Below are 20377 nucleotides of genomic sequence, written 5' to 3' on the forward strand. Positions count from 1 at the left end.
TACAGCTTACAGCTTACAGCTTACAGCTTACAGCTTACAGCTTACAGCTTACAGCTTACAGCTTACAGCTTACAGCTTACAGCTTACAGCTTACAGCTTACAGCTTACAGCTTACAGCTTACAGCTTACAGCTTTTATATAACTGCACCAAGTTGGAAAATCGGTAAGTACATCGCAATAATTAAACCACCGACTAATACACCAAGCACCGCCATAATGAGTGGTTCTAGCAGGCTAGATAAGCCATCAACTGCATCATCAACTTCTTGCTCATAAATAGTGGCAACTTTTGCAAGCATGCCATCTAAAGAGCCAGATTCTTCACCAATAGCGACCATTTGAATAACCATATCGGGGAATATTTTTGAGTTGCGCATTGCCCAGTTCATTTGATTGCCTGAGCTTACCTCGGCTTTAATATCTAAAATAGCATAACGGTAAACAGCATTACCTGAAGCACCAGCAGCGGAGTCGAGTGCATCAACTAGCGGTACACCCGCCGCAAAAGTGGTCGAAAGCGTACGCGCATAGCGGGCAACAGCGGCTTTATTTAATATCATACCAATTACAGGGAGCTTTAATATTGCACGGTCGTTGGCATCACGCAGTTTTTTACTTTTTAATAAAGCTTCTTTATAAGCGTAACCAGCCGCCACCATAATTATAAGAATGACCCACCAATACTCTTGCATAAATTCAGATATGCCAATAACCATTAAAGTGAATGCTGGAAGCTCTGCGCCAAAGCCGGCAAAAATATCCTGAAATTGTGGTACCACAAAAATAAGCAAGATAGAGGTAACAATAAGAGCTATAACTAGCACCGCAATAGGGTAAAACATGGCTTTTTTAATTTTTGATTTCAGCGCTTCAGACTTTTCTTTGTAAAGCGCTACACGATCAAATATTTTATCCAAGGCACCGGATTGTTCGCCAGAGGCGACTAAGTCGCAGTATAAATCATCAAAATAACGCGGGTGTTTACGTAGAGCCTGTGATAGCGGGTCACCAGCTTTCACTTCGTCACCAATGGTTTCCATAAGCTTAGAAACACTTTTATTTGTTGACCCTGTACCAATCATTTCGATTGATTGAATGAGGGGCACTCCTGCCATTAGCATGGTAGCAATTTGCCGTGTTACCAAGGCAATGTCTTTGGGGGTTATTTTTTGCATACGCGCACCAAACAACGGTTTGGCTTTGCGTTTTACTTTAGAAGGAGTAATACCTTGTTTACGTAATTGAGCTTTAACTAAAGCAATGCTTGTTCCTTGCATTTCGCCTTCTAACCTTTTTCCTCTAGCGCTTACGCCGATCCACTCAAAGGTATCTTGTCCTTTTCTTTCTGCTTCTTTAGCCATGTTTATTCCAAATTACGTTCGGGAAATAATAAAAATATTATACTCTATAGTAGCTAGCTTTAACGTCTTAAACAATTGATTAGATAAACTTAAGCTGATTAAATAGTCAAAAATTAATTAACTCATTCTTCGGGAGGGATATTGTGGGAAAAGTGAATGTTATTTATCTAAAAAAAGTAAAATGGACGAGTTTACATTTTATACTAGGGTTGCTTTTATTATCAGCCGTTGGTTTTTATATCTATTCTCAGTGGTTTTATGCTGGTCGGCATCATCTAACTGATTTAATAGGGCTTGCGGGAATTATTATTTCTATCGATTTAATATTGGGGCCTATACTGAGCTTTTGGTTGTTATCGCCAGTCAAAACAAAAAAAGAAAATATTATTAACTTACTTCTGATTATTTTTTTACAGCTATCTTCTTTAGGCTACGGAATAAACCAGATTGATGGGCAGCGTTTAGCTTATATTATAAAATGGCAAGCATCGTACTTTGCGGTATCAAAATCTGATGCGAGAGAGTATGGGGTATCTGAGAACTTCTATAGGTTTAATGAACCATTGGTTGGCAGTGAAAAACGAGAAATGTATGACTATTTACTTAAAAAATCTATACCACCTATCGAAATGTATGAGTTTTTTGAACTATCAAGCTTTGAGAATGAGTGTCAACCTATATGTGGAGTGATTACAAAGAATGGCATTATTAATATTACAAAAAGCAATGACGTGCTTACGTTTAACAAGTCCCTTCGCTAATGCATGTACTTGTAGGGGATAACTCCCATAGGAGTTGATTTGAATTTATAGTGGCGATCATTATATAAGTATCGCCGCTTGATATAGATGCTTCACTACTGGCTGTAGAGGTGATTTTATAACTCCCAGCTGCATAAGATATTTCAATGTTAGCAATAAAGTTTGGTGCAAGGTAATTGGGTTTTTTTACACCTATTTTACTAAAAGAATCACAGTTACTTAGCGTTTCTTTGGTATAAAAGCAAATTTCCACTGCGCGCTGTAGTGAGTTTGTTGCTAATGTGACTTCAGTAAATTTGGCGCGTTTATAATGATTATTATAGGCAGGAAAAGCTAATGATACCAAAATCCCCATAATGGCGATGGTAATCATTAGCTCGATTAATGAGAAGCCAAGCTTGTTTCTCATTATACTAATTTATTAACAAAGACCTGCAGCGATACAAGTACTTGTTGAAGCTTCAGCCCAAGTCAATGTACCTAAAGATGCACCGGCCGCACCGCCTACGCCAGCACCAGTAGCAACAGTTGGTGTTAAGATGTATGTAGCACCATCAACAGTAGCTGCGCCAGTACCTGTGATTACTGCTGTAGTGCCAGTAACACCAACGCTAGCTACATGAGTACCAGCTGCAGCACCTGCGGTATTTAAACCGATTTTAGCCGCAGTATCACAATTTGCTAAACTACCAGCACCACGAGTTTGGAAACATACATCTACAAGACCTTTAGCTGAAGATGCCGCAAGTACAACCTCAGAAAAACGGGCTTTTTTAGTATATGTTTGGTACTGCGGTAAAGCGATAGCAGCAAGAATGCCGATGATTGCGATAACAATCATTAATTCAATTAGGGTAAAACCCTTTTGTTTCTGTTGTGTCATTTTTTCCATGTTCCTCTCCTAAAGGATAGTGATTTTTTTGTAAGCTAAGTTGCTTTATGAGTAAACTAATAAAGCATGTTTATCTTACGGTTTTTTAAAAAATTATTTTAATTCTTATACCTACCCAAAATTGATTGGAAATAGGCGTTTAGAATTACTTTAGCACTAAAATAGCTTTTTGAAAGCTGTTTTGCACTGAACTCATAGAATTTTAGGAACTTTCTGAGAGTTTTATGCGCAGACTAATTTCAAAAAACAAGTGATTATTTTTATCAGATGATTTTTGAATATAAAAAACACATCTGTATAAAGCTTTTGTATTGCTTGGGGAGAGTTTCGCTCATCCTTGCGGCTTACTTTATCACTATTTTAATGTAAAAGTGATACTGAAATTAACAGTTTGTTACAAAATAATCCTTTCGTCGTATTTAATGCTTTTTTGGTCAATTTGTCAACGGATTAGGTAAAAATTAAATAATTTATTTGTAGAATTTTCACTCGAAACGCATAGATAAGTCGATAGATTGTAAGTTTTTTGTAAGTGCGCCACTGGAGATAAAATCAACCCCTGCTTGTGAGTAGGTTCGTAGTGTTTCTAAGGTCATATTACCAGAGACTTCTAATTTGGCGCGTTTATTGGTAACTACAACCGCTTGTTGAATCTGCTCAACGCTAAAGTTATCAAGCATTATAATATCAGCACCGGCATTAATGGCTTGATCTAGCTCATGAAGTGATTCAACTTCTACCTCTACAGGTTTAGTTGGGTGATTTAGTTTTGCTTGAGCTACGGCTTTATCAATACCACCACAGGCGGCTATATGGTTTTCTTTAATTAAAAACGCATCAAATAAGCCTATACGGTGATTTTCCCCGCCACCACATTTGACTGCGTATTTTTGTAGGGCACGCATACCTGGAATCGTTTTACGAGTATCAAGTAATTGGGTATTGGTGCCATAGAGCTCTTTTACGTAATGCGCGGTTGTTGTAGCAGTGCCTGAGAGTGTTTGCACAAAGTTAAGTGCTGTACGCTCGGCGGTTAAAATCGCGCGTGCTGAACCTGATGCTGTAAATAGGGTGTCGTTAGCTTTTACCGTATCACCATCGTTTACCAGTACATTGACTGTGACGCTTGGATCAACTTGGCTGAATACTTCTATAATAATGTCTTTACCACAAAAAACGCAGTCTTCACGGGTGATCACTTTTGCATTGGCTTGTTGTGATGCTGGAATTAATTGCGCAGTGATATCGCCTTGCTCAGCAGTTTGATAATTTAAATCTTCATCAAGGGCAAGTTTAACGAGTTGGCTTAATAGGCTGTGTGGGATAGACATTATAAAAGCTCATTATAATTAGGAAATTGCACAAATTTTACATGGTTTGATGAGTGAATAGAAGAACTATCAGCCGCCCAGCATATATTGTAGGTCGTCATTTATGGCGACAGTGTTTGTTATTTTAATGTTGGCGCGCTAAAACGCGACCTACAGGATCGTTTTCTAGTAATACGTCGGCGTGGGTTTATCTTGCGCAATTAAGGTTCTTTAAGTGACTAATTCACCACAGATGACACTGAGTTCACAGGGAAGAAATAAGTGATGTTTTACTTTGGTTTCTCGGTGGTAAAGTAGCCATTATCGCCATAAATGACGACCTACAGGATCGTTTTCTAGCAATACGTAGGCGTGGGTTTATCTTGCGCAATTAAAGTTCTTTAAGTGACTAATTCACCACAGAGGACACTGAGTTCACAGGGAAGAAATAAGTGATGTTTTACTTGGGTTTTCTCGGTGGTAAAGTAGCCATTATCGCCATAAATGACGACCTACAGGATCGTTTTCTAGTAATACGTAGGCGTGGGTTTATCTTGCGCAATTAAAGTTCTTTAAGTGACTAATTCACCACGGAGGACACTGAGTTCACAGAGAAGAAATAAGTGATGTTTTACTTGGGTTTTCTCGGTGGTAAAGTAGCCATTGTCGCCATAAATGACGACCTACAGGATCGTTAGTAATACGTCGGCGTGGGTTTATCTTGCGCAATTAAAGTTCTTTAAGTGACTAATTCACCACAGATGACACTGAGTTCACAGGGAAGAAATAAGTGATGTTTTACTTGGGTTTTCTCGGTGGTAAAGTAGCCATTATCGCCATGAATGACGACCTACAGGATCGCGGTGCTAGCAATATGTAGGCGTGGGTTTACTCTGCGTAAATGTAAGGGCTGTTGCGGCGGGATAAACCCGCTGCTACGTTTTATTACTTTGCTGTCATTGTGCTTAAAAATCTATTAGCATCTTGCTATGTACTTATTTACAGATACATTATGAAAATAAACTCTTTTGGCGTCGTTGATACGGCGATTCAGCGACCATGCACATATTTTGATGAGCGCCCGAATGATGAAGGTATTTCTTTATTGGTCATCCATAATATTTCTTTACCGGCAGGGCAGTTTGCTACGCCATATGTAGATGATTTATTTATGGGGTGTATTGATCATCAAGCTCACCCTAGCTTTAGTGATTTACAAGGTTTGAGAGTCTCTGCACATTGCTTTATTAAGCGCTGCGGTGAGGTAGTACAATACGTACCTTTTAGTAAGCGCGCTTGGCACGCTGGGCGGTCTGAATTTTTAGGGCGCAGCCAGTGTAATGATTTTAGTATTGGTATTGAGCTTGAAGGGACTGATACAACGCCATATACCCAAAACCAATATAATGCATTACAATCCTTAACTAACGCATTGACTAATAAATATTCAGCGATTACTCAGGAGCGAATTGTTGGACATTGTGATATTGCGCCTGGACGAAAAAGTGATCCTGGTGAGAGTTTTGATTGGCAGTTTTATTTTGCCGGACTATTTTAAAAAGCGACAAGCTAAGAGACCGTTATGATTTTAATTTCTATTATTATCGCATTAATTTTAGAGCGCCTTGGTGCGCGATCAAATTATTGGCAAATTAGTCATTATGCACAGGGGTATTTATCTCGTTCTAAAAAGCAACTCAGTGATAAAGGAATGTTTAATTCTGCTCATGGGTTTTTAATTTGGCTTGTACTGCCAGTTATTGCGAGTGCGTTGGTGTATACCTTTTCTGATTTTGTATTATGGCAGTTAGTCGTTAATGTTGTGGTACTGCTTGTGTGTTTTGGCTGTGCTAAGCATCGAGTTTTATATAAATCTTATTTGAATGCTCTTACTCGTGGTGATAGTGAGGCTGCTACTTTGTATGCGTATCAAATGGGACAAAAGCGCACTGAAGATGAAGTTGGGGGAGAGAGCTTTGGGCAAACACTTGCGTGGATCAATTTTCGCTTCTATTGCGCTGTGATTTTTTGGTTTGTAGTGTTAGGTGTCCCCGGTGCAGTACTCTATGCATTAGTGCGTACTTACGGCGATATAGTACGCGAAGATCATAGCGTGGCGTATGCAAAACGGTTTAAGCTTATTCATACTTTATTATTTTGGCTTGATTGGCTACCTGCGAGAATTGCAAGCTTTGGTTATTTAGTAATAGGTAACTTCAATAAAGGAACGAGTTGTTGGTTACGCTATGTACTCGACTTTTCTGTGAGTAATCGTAAAGTTGTAACCAATACGGCATTAGCGGCTGAGCAAATTGAGCAGCAGCACTTTGGTTGTACCTATGAAGCTACGTGTATGGTGAAATTAGTAAAACGAAATGTATTGTTTTATTTGGTGCTAATTGCATTGCTTACTTTGTTTGGTGGCTTAGCGTAAAGAAACAGCTGCTAGGTGTTGTATTTGTTTTGTGGGAACAGGCTTTAGCCGTGATTGTTCTAGGTTTTGTGTTAAAGCCAATCGGCGCTAAAGCGCTCTCCTACGATGGTATATAGCTGGCAGCTTCTTCTCATTTATTCTCTATGTATAAAAGTTTTTTAGGTATTTATTGATAGTAAATAATCGGCTTCTCAGTGTTTAATTATCTGGTCAGACCATTTCGATTTGATATAAAAAACCTTTCCAAACACTCGCTTTACCTCATACTGTTTAATCTTTATGCTAAATGCGTTAGTCTGCTTTACAGGGCTCTGTCGTAGTGAAATTGACAGCAAACACGCTTTTTGATAACGTATGGCACAAATTTGGTATGACCAATTTACCTTTTGCTCCAGTTGCAGGTAGAAAACTATTTTTTAAGTCATTCCTATCACTATTACGGACGTCCATTAATGTCTTTAAAGATTAAAGCAGCAAAACTATCGGATGTTATTTTAGAGCAGCTTGAGAACATGATTCTTGAGGGCTCATTAGCACCAGGTGAAAAACTGCCGCCAGAGCGTGAATTAGCAAAGCAATTTGAAGTATCTCGACCTTCATTACGTGAAGCAATTCAAAAGCTAGAGGCGAAAGGCTTAGTAACACGTCGCCAAGGTGGCGGGACGTTTGTAAAAAATCAGCTAGAAGAAGGGTTGACGGATCCATTATTTGATTTGATCAGCAAGCACCCGGAATCGCAGTTTGATTTACTTGAGTTTCGCCATGCCTTAGAAGGAATTGCCGCATATTATGCCGCACTTCGTGGTACTGGCACCGACTTTGAGAAAGTGAAACAAAGCTTTGATTATATCGCTTTAGCTGATGTTGATTTACAGCAAAAAGCCAAAGCAATTAATGCGTTTCATTTTAGTGTTGCTGAAGCGTCGCATAATGTTGTGCTATTGCACTTAGTACGTGGCATGCAAGCGCTATTAGAGCAAAATGTATTACAAAATTTAACGGTGTTGTTAGAAAAACCGCATATTAGTAAGCAGTTGGCTCAGCATCGTCGTTTATTAATGGATGCAGTGATTGAAGGGAATCCTGAGCAAGCACGCCTTGCCAGTAATGCTCACTTAGCTTTCATTGAAGAAGCATTATTGGAAGCGGGCAAAGAGCATTCGCGGATTGAACGTAGTTTAAGACGCACCAAACAAAATTAAGTAAAGATTCATAATTTAAGCAAGCACTGACTGTAATATAGCAACGCTTTATACCACAGTGCTTATTAAGAACATTCGTATTTTAAACATAAGGAAACCTCCATATGTCTGAAGTCAATAAAATTGACGTAGACGCGCTAGAAACACAAGAGTGGTTACAAGCTCTTGAATCAGTTGTGCGCGAAGAAGGTGTTGAACGTGCTCAGTTTTTACTTGAGCAAGTATTAGAGCAAGCCCGTTTAGACGGTGTTGATATGCCAACAGGCATTAACACAAACTACGTTAATACGATCCCGGTTGATCAAGAACCTGCTTACCCAGGGGATGTAAACCTTGAGCGCCGTATTCGTTCTATTATTCGTTGGAACGCAATCATGATTGTATTGCGTGCTTCGAAAAAAGACCTCGACTTAGGCGGCCATATGGCGTCTTATCAGTCATCGGCTGCGTTTTATGAAGTGTGTTTTAACCACTTCTTTAAAGCCCCTAATGATGTTGATGGCGGTGACTTAGTTTATTACCAAGGTCACATTTCTCCAGGTATTTATGCGCGTGCATTTGTTGAAGGGCGTTTATCAGCTGCACAGCTTGATAACTTCCGTCAAGAAGTTGATGGTGAAGGCATACCGTCTTACCCACACCCTAAATTAATGCCTGAATTTTGGCAATTCCCTACAGTATCAATGGGCCTAGGTCCAATCGCGTCTATTTATCAAGCGCGATTCTTAAAGTACTTAGATGGCCGTGGCTTGAAAGACACTAAAAATCAACGTGTATATGCGTTTTTAGGTGATGGCGAAATGGACGAGCCAGAATCACGTGGTGCTATTTCTTTCGCTGCGCGTGAAAAGCTAGATAATCTGTGTTACCTAATTAACTGTAATTTACAGCGTTTAGATGGCCCAGTAATGGGTAACGGTAAAATCATCCAAGAGCTTGAAGGCTTATTTAAAGGCGCTGGCTGGAACGTCATTAAAGTAGTATGGGGCAGCGGTTGGGATATCTTACTTGCTAAAGATACTACCGGTAAGTTACTACAATTGATGAACGAAACCATCGATGGTGATTATCAAACATACAAAGCTAAAAATGGCGCGTACGTACGTGAACATTTCTTTGGTCGTTACCCTGAAACAGCGGCACTTGTTGCTGACATGACAGACGACGAGATTTTTGCTCTTAAGCGTGGTGGTCATGAACCATCAAAATTATACGCTGCATTTAAAAAAGCAGAGCAAACAAATGATCGTCCAACGGTTATCCTTGCTAAAACTGTAAAAGGTTACGGCATGGGTGAAGCGGCTGAAGGTAAGAATATTGCGCACCAAGTGAAAAAAATGGACATGTCACATGTGGCACATTTACGTTCACGCTTAGGTTTAGATGATTTAGTGTCTGAAGAGCAACTTGCAGAGCTACCTTATTTAGAACTTGAAGAAGGTTCGCCAGAGTACAAATACCTACATGCTCGCCGTGATGCATTGAAAGGTTACACGCCAAAACGTATTCCTAACTTTACTGAAAAGTTACAGCTACCAGAAGTAGAAGCATTTAAGCCATTACTTGATGAGCAAAAACGTGATATTTCTACCACGATGGGCTTTGTGCGTGCACTTAATATCTTATTAAAAGATAAAGGCATTGGTAAAAATATCGTACCAATTATTGCTGACGAAGCGCGTACGTTTGGTATGGAAGGTTTATTCCGTCAAATCGGTATTTATAACCCGCATGGCCAAAACTATACACCACAAGATCGTGATATCGTTTCTTACTATAAAGAAGCTACATCAGGTCAAGTACTGCAAGAAGGTATCAATGAGTTAGGTGCAATGTCGTCATGGGTTGCTGCTGCAACATCATACAGCACTAACGATTTACCAATGATCCCATTCTACATCTACTATTCAATGTTCGGTTTCCAACGTGTTGGCGACATGGCATGGATGGCAGGTGACCAACAAGCACGTGGTTTCTTATTAGGTGCTACAGCCGGTCGAACAACGCTAAATGGCGAAGGTTTACAGCACGAAGATGGTCACAGCCATATTCTTGCTAACACTGTGCCTAACTGTATCTCTTACGACCCAACCTATGCGTATGAAGTTGCGGTTATCATCCAAGATGGTATTCGTCGTATGTACGGTGAAGATCAAGAAAATATTTACTACTACTTAACGCTAATGAACGAAAACTATGCACAACCTGCTATGCCAGAAGGTGCTGAAGATGGTATTCGTAAAGGTATCTACAAGCTTGAAAGCTACGCGGGTAAAAAAGCCAATGTACAGTTATTAAGCTCAGGTACTATCATGACCGAAGTACGTAAAGCCGCAGCTATCTTAAGTGAAGATTACGGTATTGCATCTGATGTATTCTCTGTAACGTCATTCAATGAATTAACGCGCGAAGGTCAAGATGTTGAACGTTTCAACATGCTTAACCCTGAAGGCGAACAAAAAACTGCGTACATCACGAGCGTCTTAAATGATTCAGTGACTGTTGCCGCAACGGATTACATGAAAAACTACGCAGAGCAAGCGCGTTCGTTTATTCCAAGCAGCAACTATAAAGTGTTAGGTACGGATGGTTACGGTCGTTCTGATAGCCGTGAGAATTTACGCCGTCACTTTGAAGTTAACGCCAGCTACGTAGTGGTTGCTACGTTATCTGAACTTGCTAAACGTGGTGAAGTTGAAAAGTCAGTTGTTGTTGAGGCACTTAAAAAGTTCAACATCGACACTAACAAACTTAATCCACTGTACGCATAAGAGGTTTGCAATGAGTATTGAAATTAATGTACCAGATATCGGTGGCGATGAAGTCGAAGTAACCGAAATTCTAGTGAGCGTTGGTGACAAAGTTGAAGTTGACCAATCATTACTAACGGTTGAGGGTGATAAAGCCTCAATGGAAGTACCCGCTGCACAAGCCGGTACTGTAAAAGAAATTAAAGTAAATGTTGGTGATACGGTCACTACGGGGACTTTAGTATTCTTGTTTGAAGGCGAAGAGAAAGCATCAAGTGCTGCTCCCGCTGAACAAGCAAAAACTGAAGACGCAGCACCTGCTGCATCTTCAGGCTCAACGACTAAAGAAGTTACCGTACCAGATATCGGCGATGATGAAGTTGAAGTGACTGAGATCCTGGTTGCCGTTGGTGACACTGTTACTGAAGAGCAATCAATCTTAAATGTTGAAGGCGACAAAGCAGCGATGGAAGTTCCAGCGCCGTTTGCTGGGACAGTTAAAGAAATTAAAGTGGCTGCTGGCGACAAAGTAAAAACAGGCTCACTTGTGTTTGTTTTTGAAGTAGCCGGTAGTGAACCTGCACCTACGCAAGCAGAAAAAGCAGCGCCAGCACAAGAGTCTGCGCCTGTACAAAGCTCAGCACCAAGCAGCAAAGAAGTAAACGTACCTGATATTGGTGGTGATGAAGTTGAAGTAACTGAAATTTTGGTTGCTGTTGGCGACAGCGTTACTGAAGATCAATCAATCTTAAACGTTGAAGGCGACAAAGCGGCAATGGAAGTACCAGCACCGTTTGCAGGTACTGTTAAAGAGATTAAAGTAGCCGCAGGCGATAAAGTATCGACCGGTTCACTTATCTTTGTATTTGAAGTTGCCGGTAGTGCACCTGCTGCATCTGCACCAGCAGAAAAAGCCGCTCCAGCACCTGCAAAAGCAGAGTCAGCACCCGCGCCACAAGCAGCACCGGCAAAAGCCAGCAATGAAAGCTTTGAAAACAACAGCGCGTATGCACATGCATCGCCAGTTGTACGTCGTTTAGCGCGTGAGTTTGGTATCAACCTTGCAAACGTGAAAGGCTCTGGCCGTAAAGGTCGTGTTGTTAAAGAAGACGTGCAAAACTATGTGAAAAACCTAGTTAAGCAAGTTGAGTCAGGTCAATTATCTGCAAGTAAAGGTAATGCTGACGGCGGTGAGCTTGGTTTAATTCCATGGCCAAAAGTTGATTTTGCTAAATTTGGTGAGATTGAAGAGAAGAAACTTTCTCGTATTCAAAAGCTATCGGGTAAAAACTTACACCGTAACTGGGTGCAAATTCCTCATGTTACTCAGTTTGATGAAGCTGATATCACCAGTCTTGAAGTCTTCCGTAAAGAACAAAATGCGCTTGCAGAGAAGAAAAAGCTAGGTGTTAAAATCACCCCGCTGGTATTTGTAATGAAAGCAGCAGCAAAAGCACTTGCTGAGTTCCCTACATTTAACTCTTCACTTTCTAATGATGGCGAAAGCTTAATCCTTAAAAAGTACATCAACATCGGTGTTGCGGTTGATACACCTAACGGTTTAGTTGTGCCAGTATTTAAAGATGTTGATAAAAAAGGCATCATTGAATTATCGCGTGAGCTGATGGAAGTATCGGTTAAAGCACGTGACGGCAAACTAACTTCGTCTGATATGCAAGGTGGTTGTTTTACAATTTCAAGCTTAGGCGGGATTGGTGGTACAGCCTTTACGCCAATCGTAAACGCGCCAGAAGTTGCTATTTTAGGTGTATCTAAGTCTGAAATGAAACCGAAATGGAATGGCAAAGAGTTTGAACCAAAATTAATGGTTCCACTTTCAATGTCATACGACCATAGGGTGATTGACGGAGCATTAGCTGCACGCTTTACTGTCACTCTTGCAAGTTACATGAGCGATATTCGCCAATTAGTAATGTAAGCAATTGGTGCATGTAGCTAAATAAATAGAATCAAATCCCAGCCAGTTGTTTTTTGCTGGGATTTTTACCATTTGCAATGATACAATCTTTGCACAAAGATCTGCTCTGATTTTCTGCCTTGCAGAAACTTGGCAGTTAAACTTTAGGGCAGTGTCCCGTTCAAACAATTAAGGTAATAGCATGAGCAACGAATTAAAAACTCAAGTTGTTGTACTAGGCGGTGGTCCTGGTGGTTACTCTGCAGCTTTCCGTGCTGCTGACTTGGGCTTAGAAGTTACATTAGTAGAATCTCGCGATACATTAGGCGGCGTATGTCTTAATGTTGGTTGTATCCCTTCAAAAGCACTTTTACACGTAGCTAAAGTAATTGATGATGCAGCAGCAATGGAATCTCATGGTGTTACTTTTGGTGCACCAAAAATTGACTTAGACCAAGTACGTTCTTGGAAAGATTCTGTAATCGGTCAGTTGACTGGTGGCCTAGACGGCATGGCTAAAATGCGTAAAGTAAAAGTGGTTTACGGTTACGGTAAATTCACTGGTAGCAACACTATCGCTGTTGAAGGTGCTGATGGCGCAACAACTATCACGTTCGATAATGCTATTATTGCAGCGGGTTCTCAGCCTGTTAACTTGCCTTTCATTCCACAAGATGACCGTGTAATTGATTCAACTGGCGCATTAGAACTTAAAGATGTACCAGAGAAACTACTTGTATTAGGTGGTGGTATTATTGGTCTTGAAATGGGTACTGTGTATCGTGCATTAGGTTCTGCAATCGATGTTGTAGAGTTTGCTGATCAATTAGTGCCTGCTGCCGACAAAGACATCATTAAGATTTACCAAAAATACGTGAGCAAAAAGTTCAACGTAATGTTATCAACTAAAGTTGTTGGCGTTGAAGCGAAAGACGATGGTCTTTATGTAACGTTTGAAGGTAAAAATGCACCAGCAGAGCCAGTACGTTATGACAAAGTGCTTGTAGCAGTTGGTCGTACACCAAACGGTAAATTACTTGATGCTGACAAAGCGGGCGTTAATGTTGATGAGCGTGGCTTTATTAATGTTGATAAGCAGCTTAAAACAAACGTTAGCAACATATTTGCAATTGGTGACATTGTTGGTCAACCAATGCTTGCACATAAAGCGGTTCATGAAGGTCATGTTGCTGCTGAAGTTATCTCAGGTCAAAAACACTTCTTTGATCCTAAATGCATACCTTCAATTGCCTATACTGATCCAGAAATCGCGTGGGTTGGTGTAACTGAGAAAGAAGCAAAAGAGCAAGGCCTAAGCATTGAAACTGCGGTATTCCCGTGGGCTGCATCAGGTCGTGCAATTGCATCTGCTCGTACTGAAGGTTCAACTAAGCTGATCTTTGATAAAGAAAGTGGCCGTGTTATCGGTGGTGCTATGATTGGTATTAACGCAGGCGAAATGCTTGGCGAAATCGGCTTAGCAGTTGAAATGGGCGCAGATGGCGAAGACTTAGCGCTTACTATTCACGCTCACCCAACATTGAACGAGTCAATCGGACTAGCAGCTGAGATTTTTGAAGGTTCAATCACTGATTTACCAAACAAAAAAGCAGTTAAAAAGAAGAAGTAAGTTCTTTTAGTTAATTGTTTAAAAACCCAAGCCTCGGCTTGGGTTTTTTGTTTTGATTATACCCGTCAGCCGTCAGCCGTCAGCCGTCAGCCGTCAGCCGTCAGCCGTCAGCTAAAGATAGGCCTTCTTGACACGTAAGCTGAACTGGGCAAAATTTTGATAGCTGATAGCTGATAGCTGATAGCTGATAGCTGATAGCTGATAGCTGATAGCTGATAGCTGATAGCTGATAGCTGATAGCTGATAGCTGATATCAATTCCCACTGACTTTAGCTATAATACGCGCCGATCAATTTTTAGGTATAAAGCTTGTGATTAACCGCTCTTCTAATTCAGTACTTGCCTTGCGCGCGCAGCAAATTAGCGAATCTCGTCGGGAGTTTAATGCCCGTGGCGGCAAAATGGATCGCTGTGAGCAATGTTTAATTGCAAAGCATTATTGCATTTGTGACGGTGTAGAGCAGGCAAACTGTGAGGCCGCTGTATGTATGCTGATGTACCACAATGAAAGTTTTAAACCTTCTAATACCGGTCGTTTGATTGCTGAAATAGTTCCTGACAATTATGCTTTTCGTTGGGATAGAACCGAGCCCGATCTTAAACTTTTAGCGCTGTTAAATGATCCACAATATCAACCTATGGTGATATTTCCAGCTTCAGATATTGAAAACCCTGCACGAGTTGTTACCGAGGTGGAGCATCAACCAAATAAACGTCCTTTGTTTATCTTTTTAGATGGCACATGGCGCGAAGCAAAAAAAATGATTCGTAAAAGCCCTTACTTAGATAATTTACCTGTGCTGTCGATCACTGCTGACAAGCTATCTGATTATCGCCTGCGTGTTGCCCCTCACGCTCATCAACTTGGTACCGCTGAAGTGGCTATTATGGTATTAGCATTGGCAGGTGAATTAGATGCATCTAATAAACTCGAGCAGCATTTTATGAAGTTTCGCGACGCGTACTTATTAGGTAAGCGCAACAAAGGCCGACCACAATAACGAGTAAATTTAAACGCTGTATACCCAAACCACCTCGAGATGCAGACTTCAGCGTTTCACAGGTGTTTAATATCAAGGCGTTATTTTGTAACAATGGTAGTCCCTTTTAAGAAGTAACAACGATGAGAGTAAGCGTCTGTGAAATGCCCAGCAGGTTGGTTTAAATGCGATTTATACTGCGTTACTTTTATAAGGGATTGATTTTAATAATAGAACTATTATGACTTGCAATCAATGCCTGCCTTAATCGCTTTTAATTCCAACTGAAACTGCATTTTGAGGTAGCTTGGGTAATAAGAAGTAAACCCGTATTAAAATGCTATGCATAACAATAGCAAAATAGTTTAGTATTTTTTGATAGCTGATAGCTGATAGCTGATAGCTGATAGCTGATAGCTGATAGCTGATAGCTGATAGCTGATAGCTGATAGCTGATAGCTGATAGCTGATAGCTGATAGCTGATAGCTGATAGCTGATAGCTTTATTCAGGCAAAAGAAAAGCGCGAACTATCTCTAGTCGCGCTTGCGGAATCTTCTAATTTTCTGCATCCTGCAATTGAACTTAATCAACTCCTAAACTTTACAATTCCATGTGATCACGCTGTTACTTATTCGTTCTGCGTGATTTAGGCTATCCGGGCCTATATCCAAGTAGTATCCATTCATCCATATCGGTAAAATCTATTACCCGTCCTTTATGCATCAATCCTAATGCTATCCATTTATTAAACAGTTCCATTGCGTTGCCTTTAAGGCCTGTCCGTCTATCCGTTTTTACAACATCCTGTAAACAACCTTCTTACGAACCCTGTTGTTAATCCATTACACATCATCCTGATGCTATCCATTTATTAACAGTTCCATTGCGTTACCCTTAAGGCCTGTCCATTCGTCCGCTTTTATAACATCCTGTATAACAACCCTCTTACGAGCCCTGTTGTTAATCCTTTTCGCATCATCTTGATGCTGTCCATATATTTACTATCCATAGTGTTGCTCATCCTGAGCCTGTCCATAATTCCATTTTTTCCTAACGTAACCTAAAATCCGAGGTTTATGAGTAATCATTCCTTGTCCGTTTACTCATTTAAGCCTAACTGCTTAACCGATGAAGTAAGTATAGAGCCTTTTAGCAAACAAAATAGTGGTCAAATCGGATGTAAAATATGGCTATTGAAACGACAAATAAATATAACCCTTAAATTTCAATGTTTTAGTTTGTTTTTTGATGGCTTTTCTGAGGTTTTATACTCAATGACTGGCACGATCGTAAGAGATATCTCACACGCAATTTCCATTATGGTTGTCAGGCATATTTAATGAGTGCACTTTAAATGGAGAAAAGGTATTATTTCATGATAATAGTTATTATTTAAGTGGAAGCGATATATGAAAAAGACGTTAGCAATTTTGGTTGGGTTAACCGTGGCAGCACCTGCATTTGCAGATGATGCGGTAAATATTTATTCTTTTCGTCAACCATTCTTAATTCAACCAATCTTAGATGATTTTACTAAGCAAACCGGTATTAAAACCAATGTGGTATTTGCTAAAAAAGGCTTAATTGAACGTGTTAAACGCGAAGGGAAGCATAGCCAAGCTGATTTAGTTCTAACTTCTAATTTTAGTGATTTAGTACAATTAGATGAGCTAAATTTAACTCAAACAATCAATAGCGAAACAGTCAACCGCAATGTGCCTGCTAAATTTCGTGATGTTGAAGGCCAATGGATTGCATTAACCAAACGCGTACGTAATGTATATTCATCAAAAGAGCGTGTTGGTGCACTACCGCATTTAAGTTACGAAGAGTTGGCTTTACCTAAATACAAAGGTAAGTTATGCACACGCTCTGGTAAACACCCTTATAACCTAGGTTTAGTCGCATCAATGATTGCGCATCATGGTGAAGCACAAGCAAAAACATGGCTTGAAGGTGTTAAAGCAAACTTAGCGCGTAAGCCACAAGGTAATGATCGTGGGCAAGTTAAGGCCGTTAAAGAGGGATTGTGTGATATCGCGTTAGGTAACAGTTACTACTTTGGTAAGATGATTGAAGACCCAGCACAAAAACCATGGGCAGATGCTGTACATATAAACTTCCCAAATCAAGATAATAGAGGCTCACATATCAATGTTTCTGGTGTAGTTATGACTAAGTACGCTAAAAACTCTGAAAATGCCTTGAAACTTATAGAGTTTATGACCGACAATAAGGCACAGAATACATATGCGTCGGTTAATATGGAATATCCGGTTAAACCTGGCGTTGAATTATCAAGTTTAGTTGCGTCTTGGGGAAGCTTTAAGGAAGATAGCTTGCCACTTGATGAAATTAGCAAATATCGTCCGTTAGCGCTTAAGCTAATAGATGAGGTGAAGTTCGATCTTTAATGAGTTTTAAATTTTCGTTGTCGCGATGGCAATCTTTCGCGTGGGTTATTGGCACCGTGCTAGTAACCCCGCTGTGTTTTCTTCTTTTTGAATCTCTACAGGGGGATTCAGAGGTGTTTAGTCACCTCTGGGAAACCGTGTTATGGGATTACATCCGCAATACTTTGGTGCTTATTTTTGGAGTGGCTGTTGTCAGCTGTGCGATTGCACTCCCGCTTGGTTGGTTAACGGCTTATTGTGATTTCCCCGGACGAAAGCAGTTTGAATGGGCACTAATGCTCCCTCTTGCGATGCCAACGTACATTATTGCTTATGTATATACTGATTTGTTTGATTATGCCGGACCTGTGCAAATAGCGCTGCGTGATTGGTTTAATTGGCAGTCCCCAGACGACTACTGGTTTTTTGATATTCGTACCTTACCCGGCGCGATTATGATGATTGCTTTAGTGCTTTATCCTTACCTTTATTTGATTTTTAAAACAGCGTTGCGTGAGCAGTCATTTAAATTAGTGCAAGCAAGTCAATTGATGGGTCTATCACCTAGGCAAAGTTTTTTTAAAGTGAGCTTGCCGCTTGCTCGTGGTGCTATTGTCGCCGCTCTTGCACTTATAAGTATGGAGACAATGGCTGATTTTGCTACTGTTAACTACTTTGCTGTGAGCACTTTAACAACGGCTGTGTATGACACATGGCTAGGGTATTACTCACTAACTGCGGCTGCAAAAATTTCAGGCATTATGCTGCTTATTTTATTTATTGCTCTGATGATGGAGCGCTTTAGCCGTCGCGATCAAGCCGTATTTGAGCGCCAATCAGGGGTTAATAGTGATGCACTATATAGCCTTAAAGGGAAGCATGCCTGGTGTGCAACTACATTTTGTTGTGTGATTTTGTTTTTTGCGTTTTTACTGCCTGTGGCAGTGTTGGTAGGTTATGCCATTTCGTATGCTGAACAAGCATGGAGTGATCAGTTTTTCCTTTATGCATGGCAGAGCTTTAAGGTGGCAGCTATTGTTAGCATCATTACCATCGTCTTGAGTTTGTTAGTGGTTTTTTATCAGCGAATAGCGAAGCAACAGTACCCGTTAATACCTGGGCGCTTAGCGAGTACCGGGTATGCTTTACCAGGTACCGTACTTGCAATTGCAGTACTATTACCCCTAACTTTATTAGATGATAAATTAAATGCGTGGTTAGAGCCGCTTGGATTTGTGCCAGGACTGTTATTAAGTGGCACTTTGTTTGCAATTATATTTGCATACGTTGTACGCTTTTATGCCATTGCCCATGGTGCAATAGAATCCAGTTTTATGCGCATTAGCCCATCGCTTGATATGGCGAGTCAATCCATGGGACAAAGCCAAGGTAAAACTCTGCGCAAGGTACATATACCGTTGTTACGTCGTGGTATTTTAACCGCAGGGTTACTAGTATTTATTGAATGCATGAAAGAGTTACCAGCCGCTTTATTATTAAGGCCTTTTAATTTTGAAACATTAGCAACACATGTATTCCAATACGTTAGTGATGAGCAATTAGAGTTGGCCTCTATTTCAGCGTTATCGATAGTCGTAGTAGGGTTAATTCCTTTGTATTTTGTTAATCGCTCAATGGAGCAACGTAGTTAAATGAGCAGTTTAGTCTTAGATAATTTATCGTATCAGTATAACGGCACCGCAGTGATTGAAAATCTAGATTTAACTGTCGCCAAAGATGAGATCGTTTGTTTGCTTGGTGCAAGTGGTTGTGGAAAGACCACGACATTAAAAGCAATAGCAGGGTTAATAGAAGCCAAGCAAGGTAAAGTCTTTATTGATGGTAAGTTGGTAAGTGATGAGCAGTTATTTTTGGCGCCAGAGTATCGTAATATCGGTATGATGTTTCAAGATTATGCATTGTTCCCACATTTAACAGTGGCTGATAATATTGCATTTGGGTTAGCTAAAATGCCAAAAGCACAAAAGCAGCAACGTGTTGATGAAATGCTTGAATTGGTGCATTTAATTGGTTGTGCTAAACGTTTTCCACACCAATTGTCTGGCGGCCAGCAGCAGCGAGTCGCGATTGCGAGGGCACTCGCTTATAAACCTAGTTTATTATTATTAGATGAACCATTTTCAAATATTGATACCCAAGTACGATTTGAATTAATTGCTGATATCCGTCGTATTATTAAAGCGCAGCGCGTGTCTGCAGTATTTGTTACACACTCAAAAGAGGAAGCATTTGCATTCTCTGACACTTTGGCGGTGATGCATCGCGGAAAAATTGCTCAACAGGGCACCGCTGAGCAACTTTTTAGCTCTCCGAGTTCAAAGGTGGTTGCAGAGTTTCTAGGTCAAGGCATATACTTGGACGCAGAAGCATTAACGGCAACTGAATATAATACTGCATACGGGCGTGTTGAATCATTTGCTGCACGAGGTTCTCAGGCTCAACTAGGTCAGATATATATTCGCCCACATCACCTTTTATTAACCGCGGTTTCAATAGGTGAGGAGGGTATTAATACAGTAACTATTATCAATAGTCGCTTTATTGGCTCCCATTATGTTTATAAAGTAATGATTGCACAGCAAGAAATAGAAGTTGCAGCTCAATTAGACCAGTCATTTAAAGAGAATGATCAGGTTACAATAAAAATAAAACCGCACACGGTAAACTTTTTCGCTAGTTAGAGTAGTGACTTTTTATTTTAAAGCAAAAGCGCCGTGTATGAG

At 40.3% G+C, this 20377-nt stretch carries 16 protein-coding genes; 11 read left to right on the plus strand and 5 right to left on the minus strand.

Features of this window, described 5'->3' with window-relative positions:
* Positions 1-134: 134 nt before the first annotated feature.
* Complete coding sequence (locus tag HJP15_RS10440; protein WP_169328539.1) at positions 135-1361, minus strand: type II secretion system F family protein; 1227 nt, start codon at positions 1359-1361, stop codon at positions 135-137.
* Between the two features lie 143 nt (positions 1362-1504).
* Here HJP15_RS10440 and HJP15_RS10445 point away from each other — a divergent pair, with 143 nt between their 5' ends.
* Positions 1505-2122, plus strand: a complete 618-nt coding sequence (locus HJP15_RS10445; protein WP_349304622.1) for a fimbrial assembly protein — start codon at positions 1505-1507, stop codon at positions 2120-2122.
* On the opposite strand, the gene HJP15_RS10450 is transcribed toward HJP15_RS10445, so the two are convergent.
* The 4 genes from HJP15_RS10450 to HJP15_RS22200 form a co-directional block, all read right to left on the minus strand.
* Complete coding sequence (locus tag HJP15_RS10450) at positions 2103-2531, minus strand: pilin (RefSeq protein ID WP_170173739.1); 429 nt, start codon at positions 2529-2531, stop codon at positions 2103-2105. The genes HJP15_RS10445 and HJP15_RS10450 overlap by 20 nt on opposite strands.
* A 12-nt stretch (positions 2532-2543) precedes the next feature.
* A complete protein-coding gene (locus HJP15_RS10455) occupies positions 2544-3014 on the minus strand; it encodes a pilin (protein ID WP_169328541.1) in 471 nt (156 codons plus the stop codon).
* Between the two features lie 485 nt (positions 3015-3499).
* A complete protein-coding gene (nadC, locus tag HJP15_RS10460) occupies positions 3500-4345 on the minus strand; it encodes a carboxylating nicotinate-nucleotide diphosphorylase (protein WP_170173740.1) in 846 nt (281 codons plus the stop codon).
* 585 nt (positions 4346-4930) lie between these two features.
* Positions 4931-5053, minus strand: coding sequence for a hypothetical protein (locus HJP15_RS22200; RefSeq protein WP_283242277.1), 123 nt, complete (start codon positions 5051-5053; stop codon positions 4931-4933).
* Between the two features lie 283 nt (positions 5054-5336).
* On the opposite strand from HJP15_RS22200, the gene ampD reads away from it, so the two are divergent.
* The 10 genes from ampD to HJP15_RS10510 all read left to right on the plus strand — a co-directional run bounded on the left by ampD (position 5337) and on the right by HJP15_RS10510 (position 20335).
* Entirely contained in the window at positions 5337-5882 is a 546-nt protein-coding gene (ampD, locus tag HJP15_RS10465; protein WP_170173741.1) for a 1,6-anhydro-N-acetylmuramyl-L-alanine amidase AmpD, read from the plus strand.
* A 24-nt stretch (positions 5883-5906) separates the two neighbouring features.
* Positions 5907-6758, plus strand: a complete 852-nt coding sequence (ampE, locus tag HJP15_RS10470) for a beta-lactamase regulator AmpE (RefSeq protein ID WP_054203086.1) — start codon at positions 5907-5909, stop codon at positions 6756-6758.
* A gap of 452 nt (positions 6759-7210) precedes the next feature.
* Positions 7211-7960 (plus strand): pyruvate dehydrogenase complex transcriptional repressor PdhR, encoded by a 750-nt coding sequence (gene pdhR, locus HJP15_RS10475; RefSeq protein WP_054203087.1) that lies wholly within the window; start codon positions 7211-7213, stop codon positions 7958-7960.
* A gap of 104 nt (positions 7961-8064) precedes the next feature.
* Positions 8065-10731, plus strand: a complete 2667-nt coding sequence (aceE, locus tag HJP15_RS10480) for a pyruvate dehydrogenase (acetyl-transferring), homodimeric type (RefSeq protein WP_054203088.1) — start codon at positions 8065-8067, stop codon at positions 10729-10731.
* Positions 10732-10741: 10 nt separating this feature from the next.
* Positions 10742-12649: a pyruvate dehydrogenase complex dihydrolipoyllysine-residue acetyltransferase gene (gene aceF / locus HJP15_RS10485; protein WP_170173742.1), complete on the plus strand. Its 1908-nt coding sequence runs from the start codon at positions 10742-10744 to the stop codon at positions 12647-12649.
* A gap of 181 nt (positions 12650-12830) precedes the next feature.
* Positions 12831-14258: a dihydrolipoyl dehydrogenase gene (gene lpdA, locus HJP15_RS10490; protein ID WP_054203090.1), complete on the plus strand. Its 1428-nt coding sequence runs from the start codon at positions 12831-12833 to the stop codon at positions 14256-14258.
* A 311-nt stretch (positions 14259-14569) separates the two neighbouring features.
* Positions 14570-15259 (plus strand): tRNA-uridine aminocarboxypropyltransferase, encoded by a 690-nt coding sequence (locus HJP15_RS10495; RefSeq protein WP_054203091.1) that lies wholly within the window; start codon positions 14570-14572, stop codon positions 15257-15259.
* Between the two features lie 1390 nt (positions 15260-16649).
* On the plus strand, positions 16650-17654 hold the full coding sequence (locus HJP15_RS10500; protein ID WP_054203092.1) for a Fe(3+) ABC transporter substrate-binding protein: 1005 nt from the start codon (positions 16650-16652) through the stop codon (positions 17652-17654).
* On the plus strand, positions 17654-19285 hold the full coding sequence (locus HJP15_RS10505; RefSeq protein WP_170173743.1) for an ABC transporter permease: 1632 nt from the start codon (positions 17654-17656) through the stop codon (positions 19283-19285). Before HJP15_RS10500 ends, HJP15_RS10505 begins: the two co-directional genes overlap by 1 nt.
* The gene (locus HJP15_RS10510) at positions 19286-20335 is read left to right on the plus strand and encodes an ABC transporter ATP-binding protein (protein WP_054454577.1); all 1050 of its coding nucleotides are present in this window, start codon (positions 19286-19288) and stop codon (positions 20333-20335) included.
* Positions 20336-20377: the final 42 nt, after the last annotated feature.

The sequence above is a fragment of the Pseudoalteromonas sp. NEC-BIFX-2020_002 genome (assembly GCF_013002825.1).
GTDB lineage: Bacteria > Pseudomonadota > Gammaproteobacteria > Enterobacterales > Alteromonadaceae > Pseudoalteromonas > Pseudoalteromonas neustonica.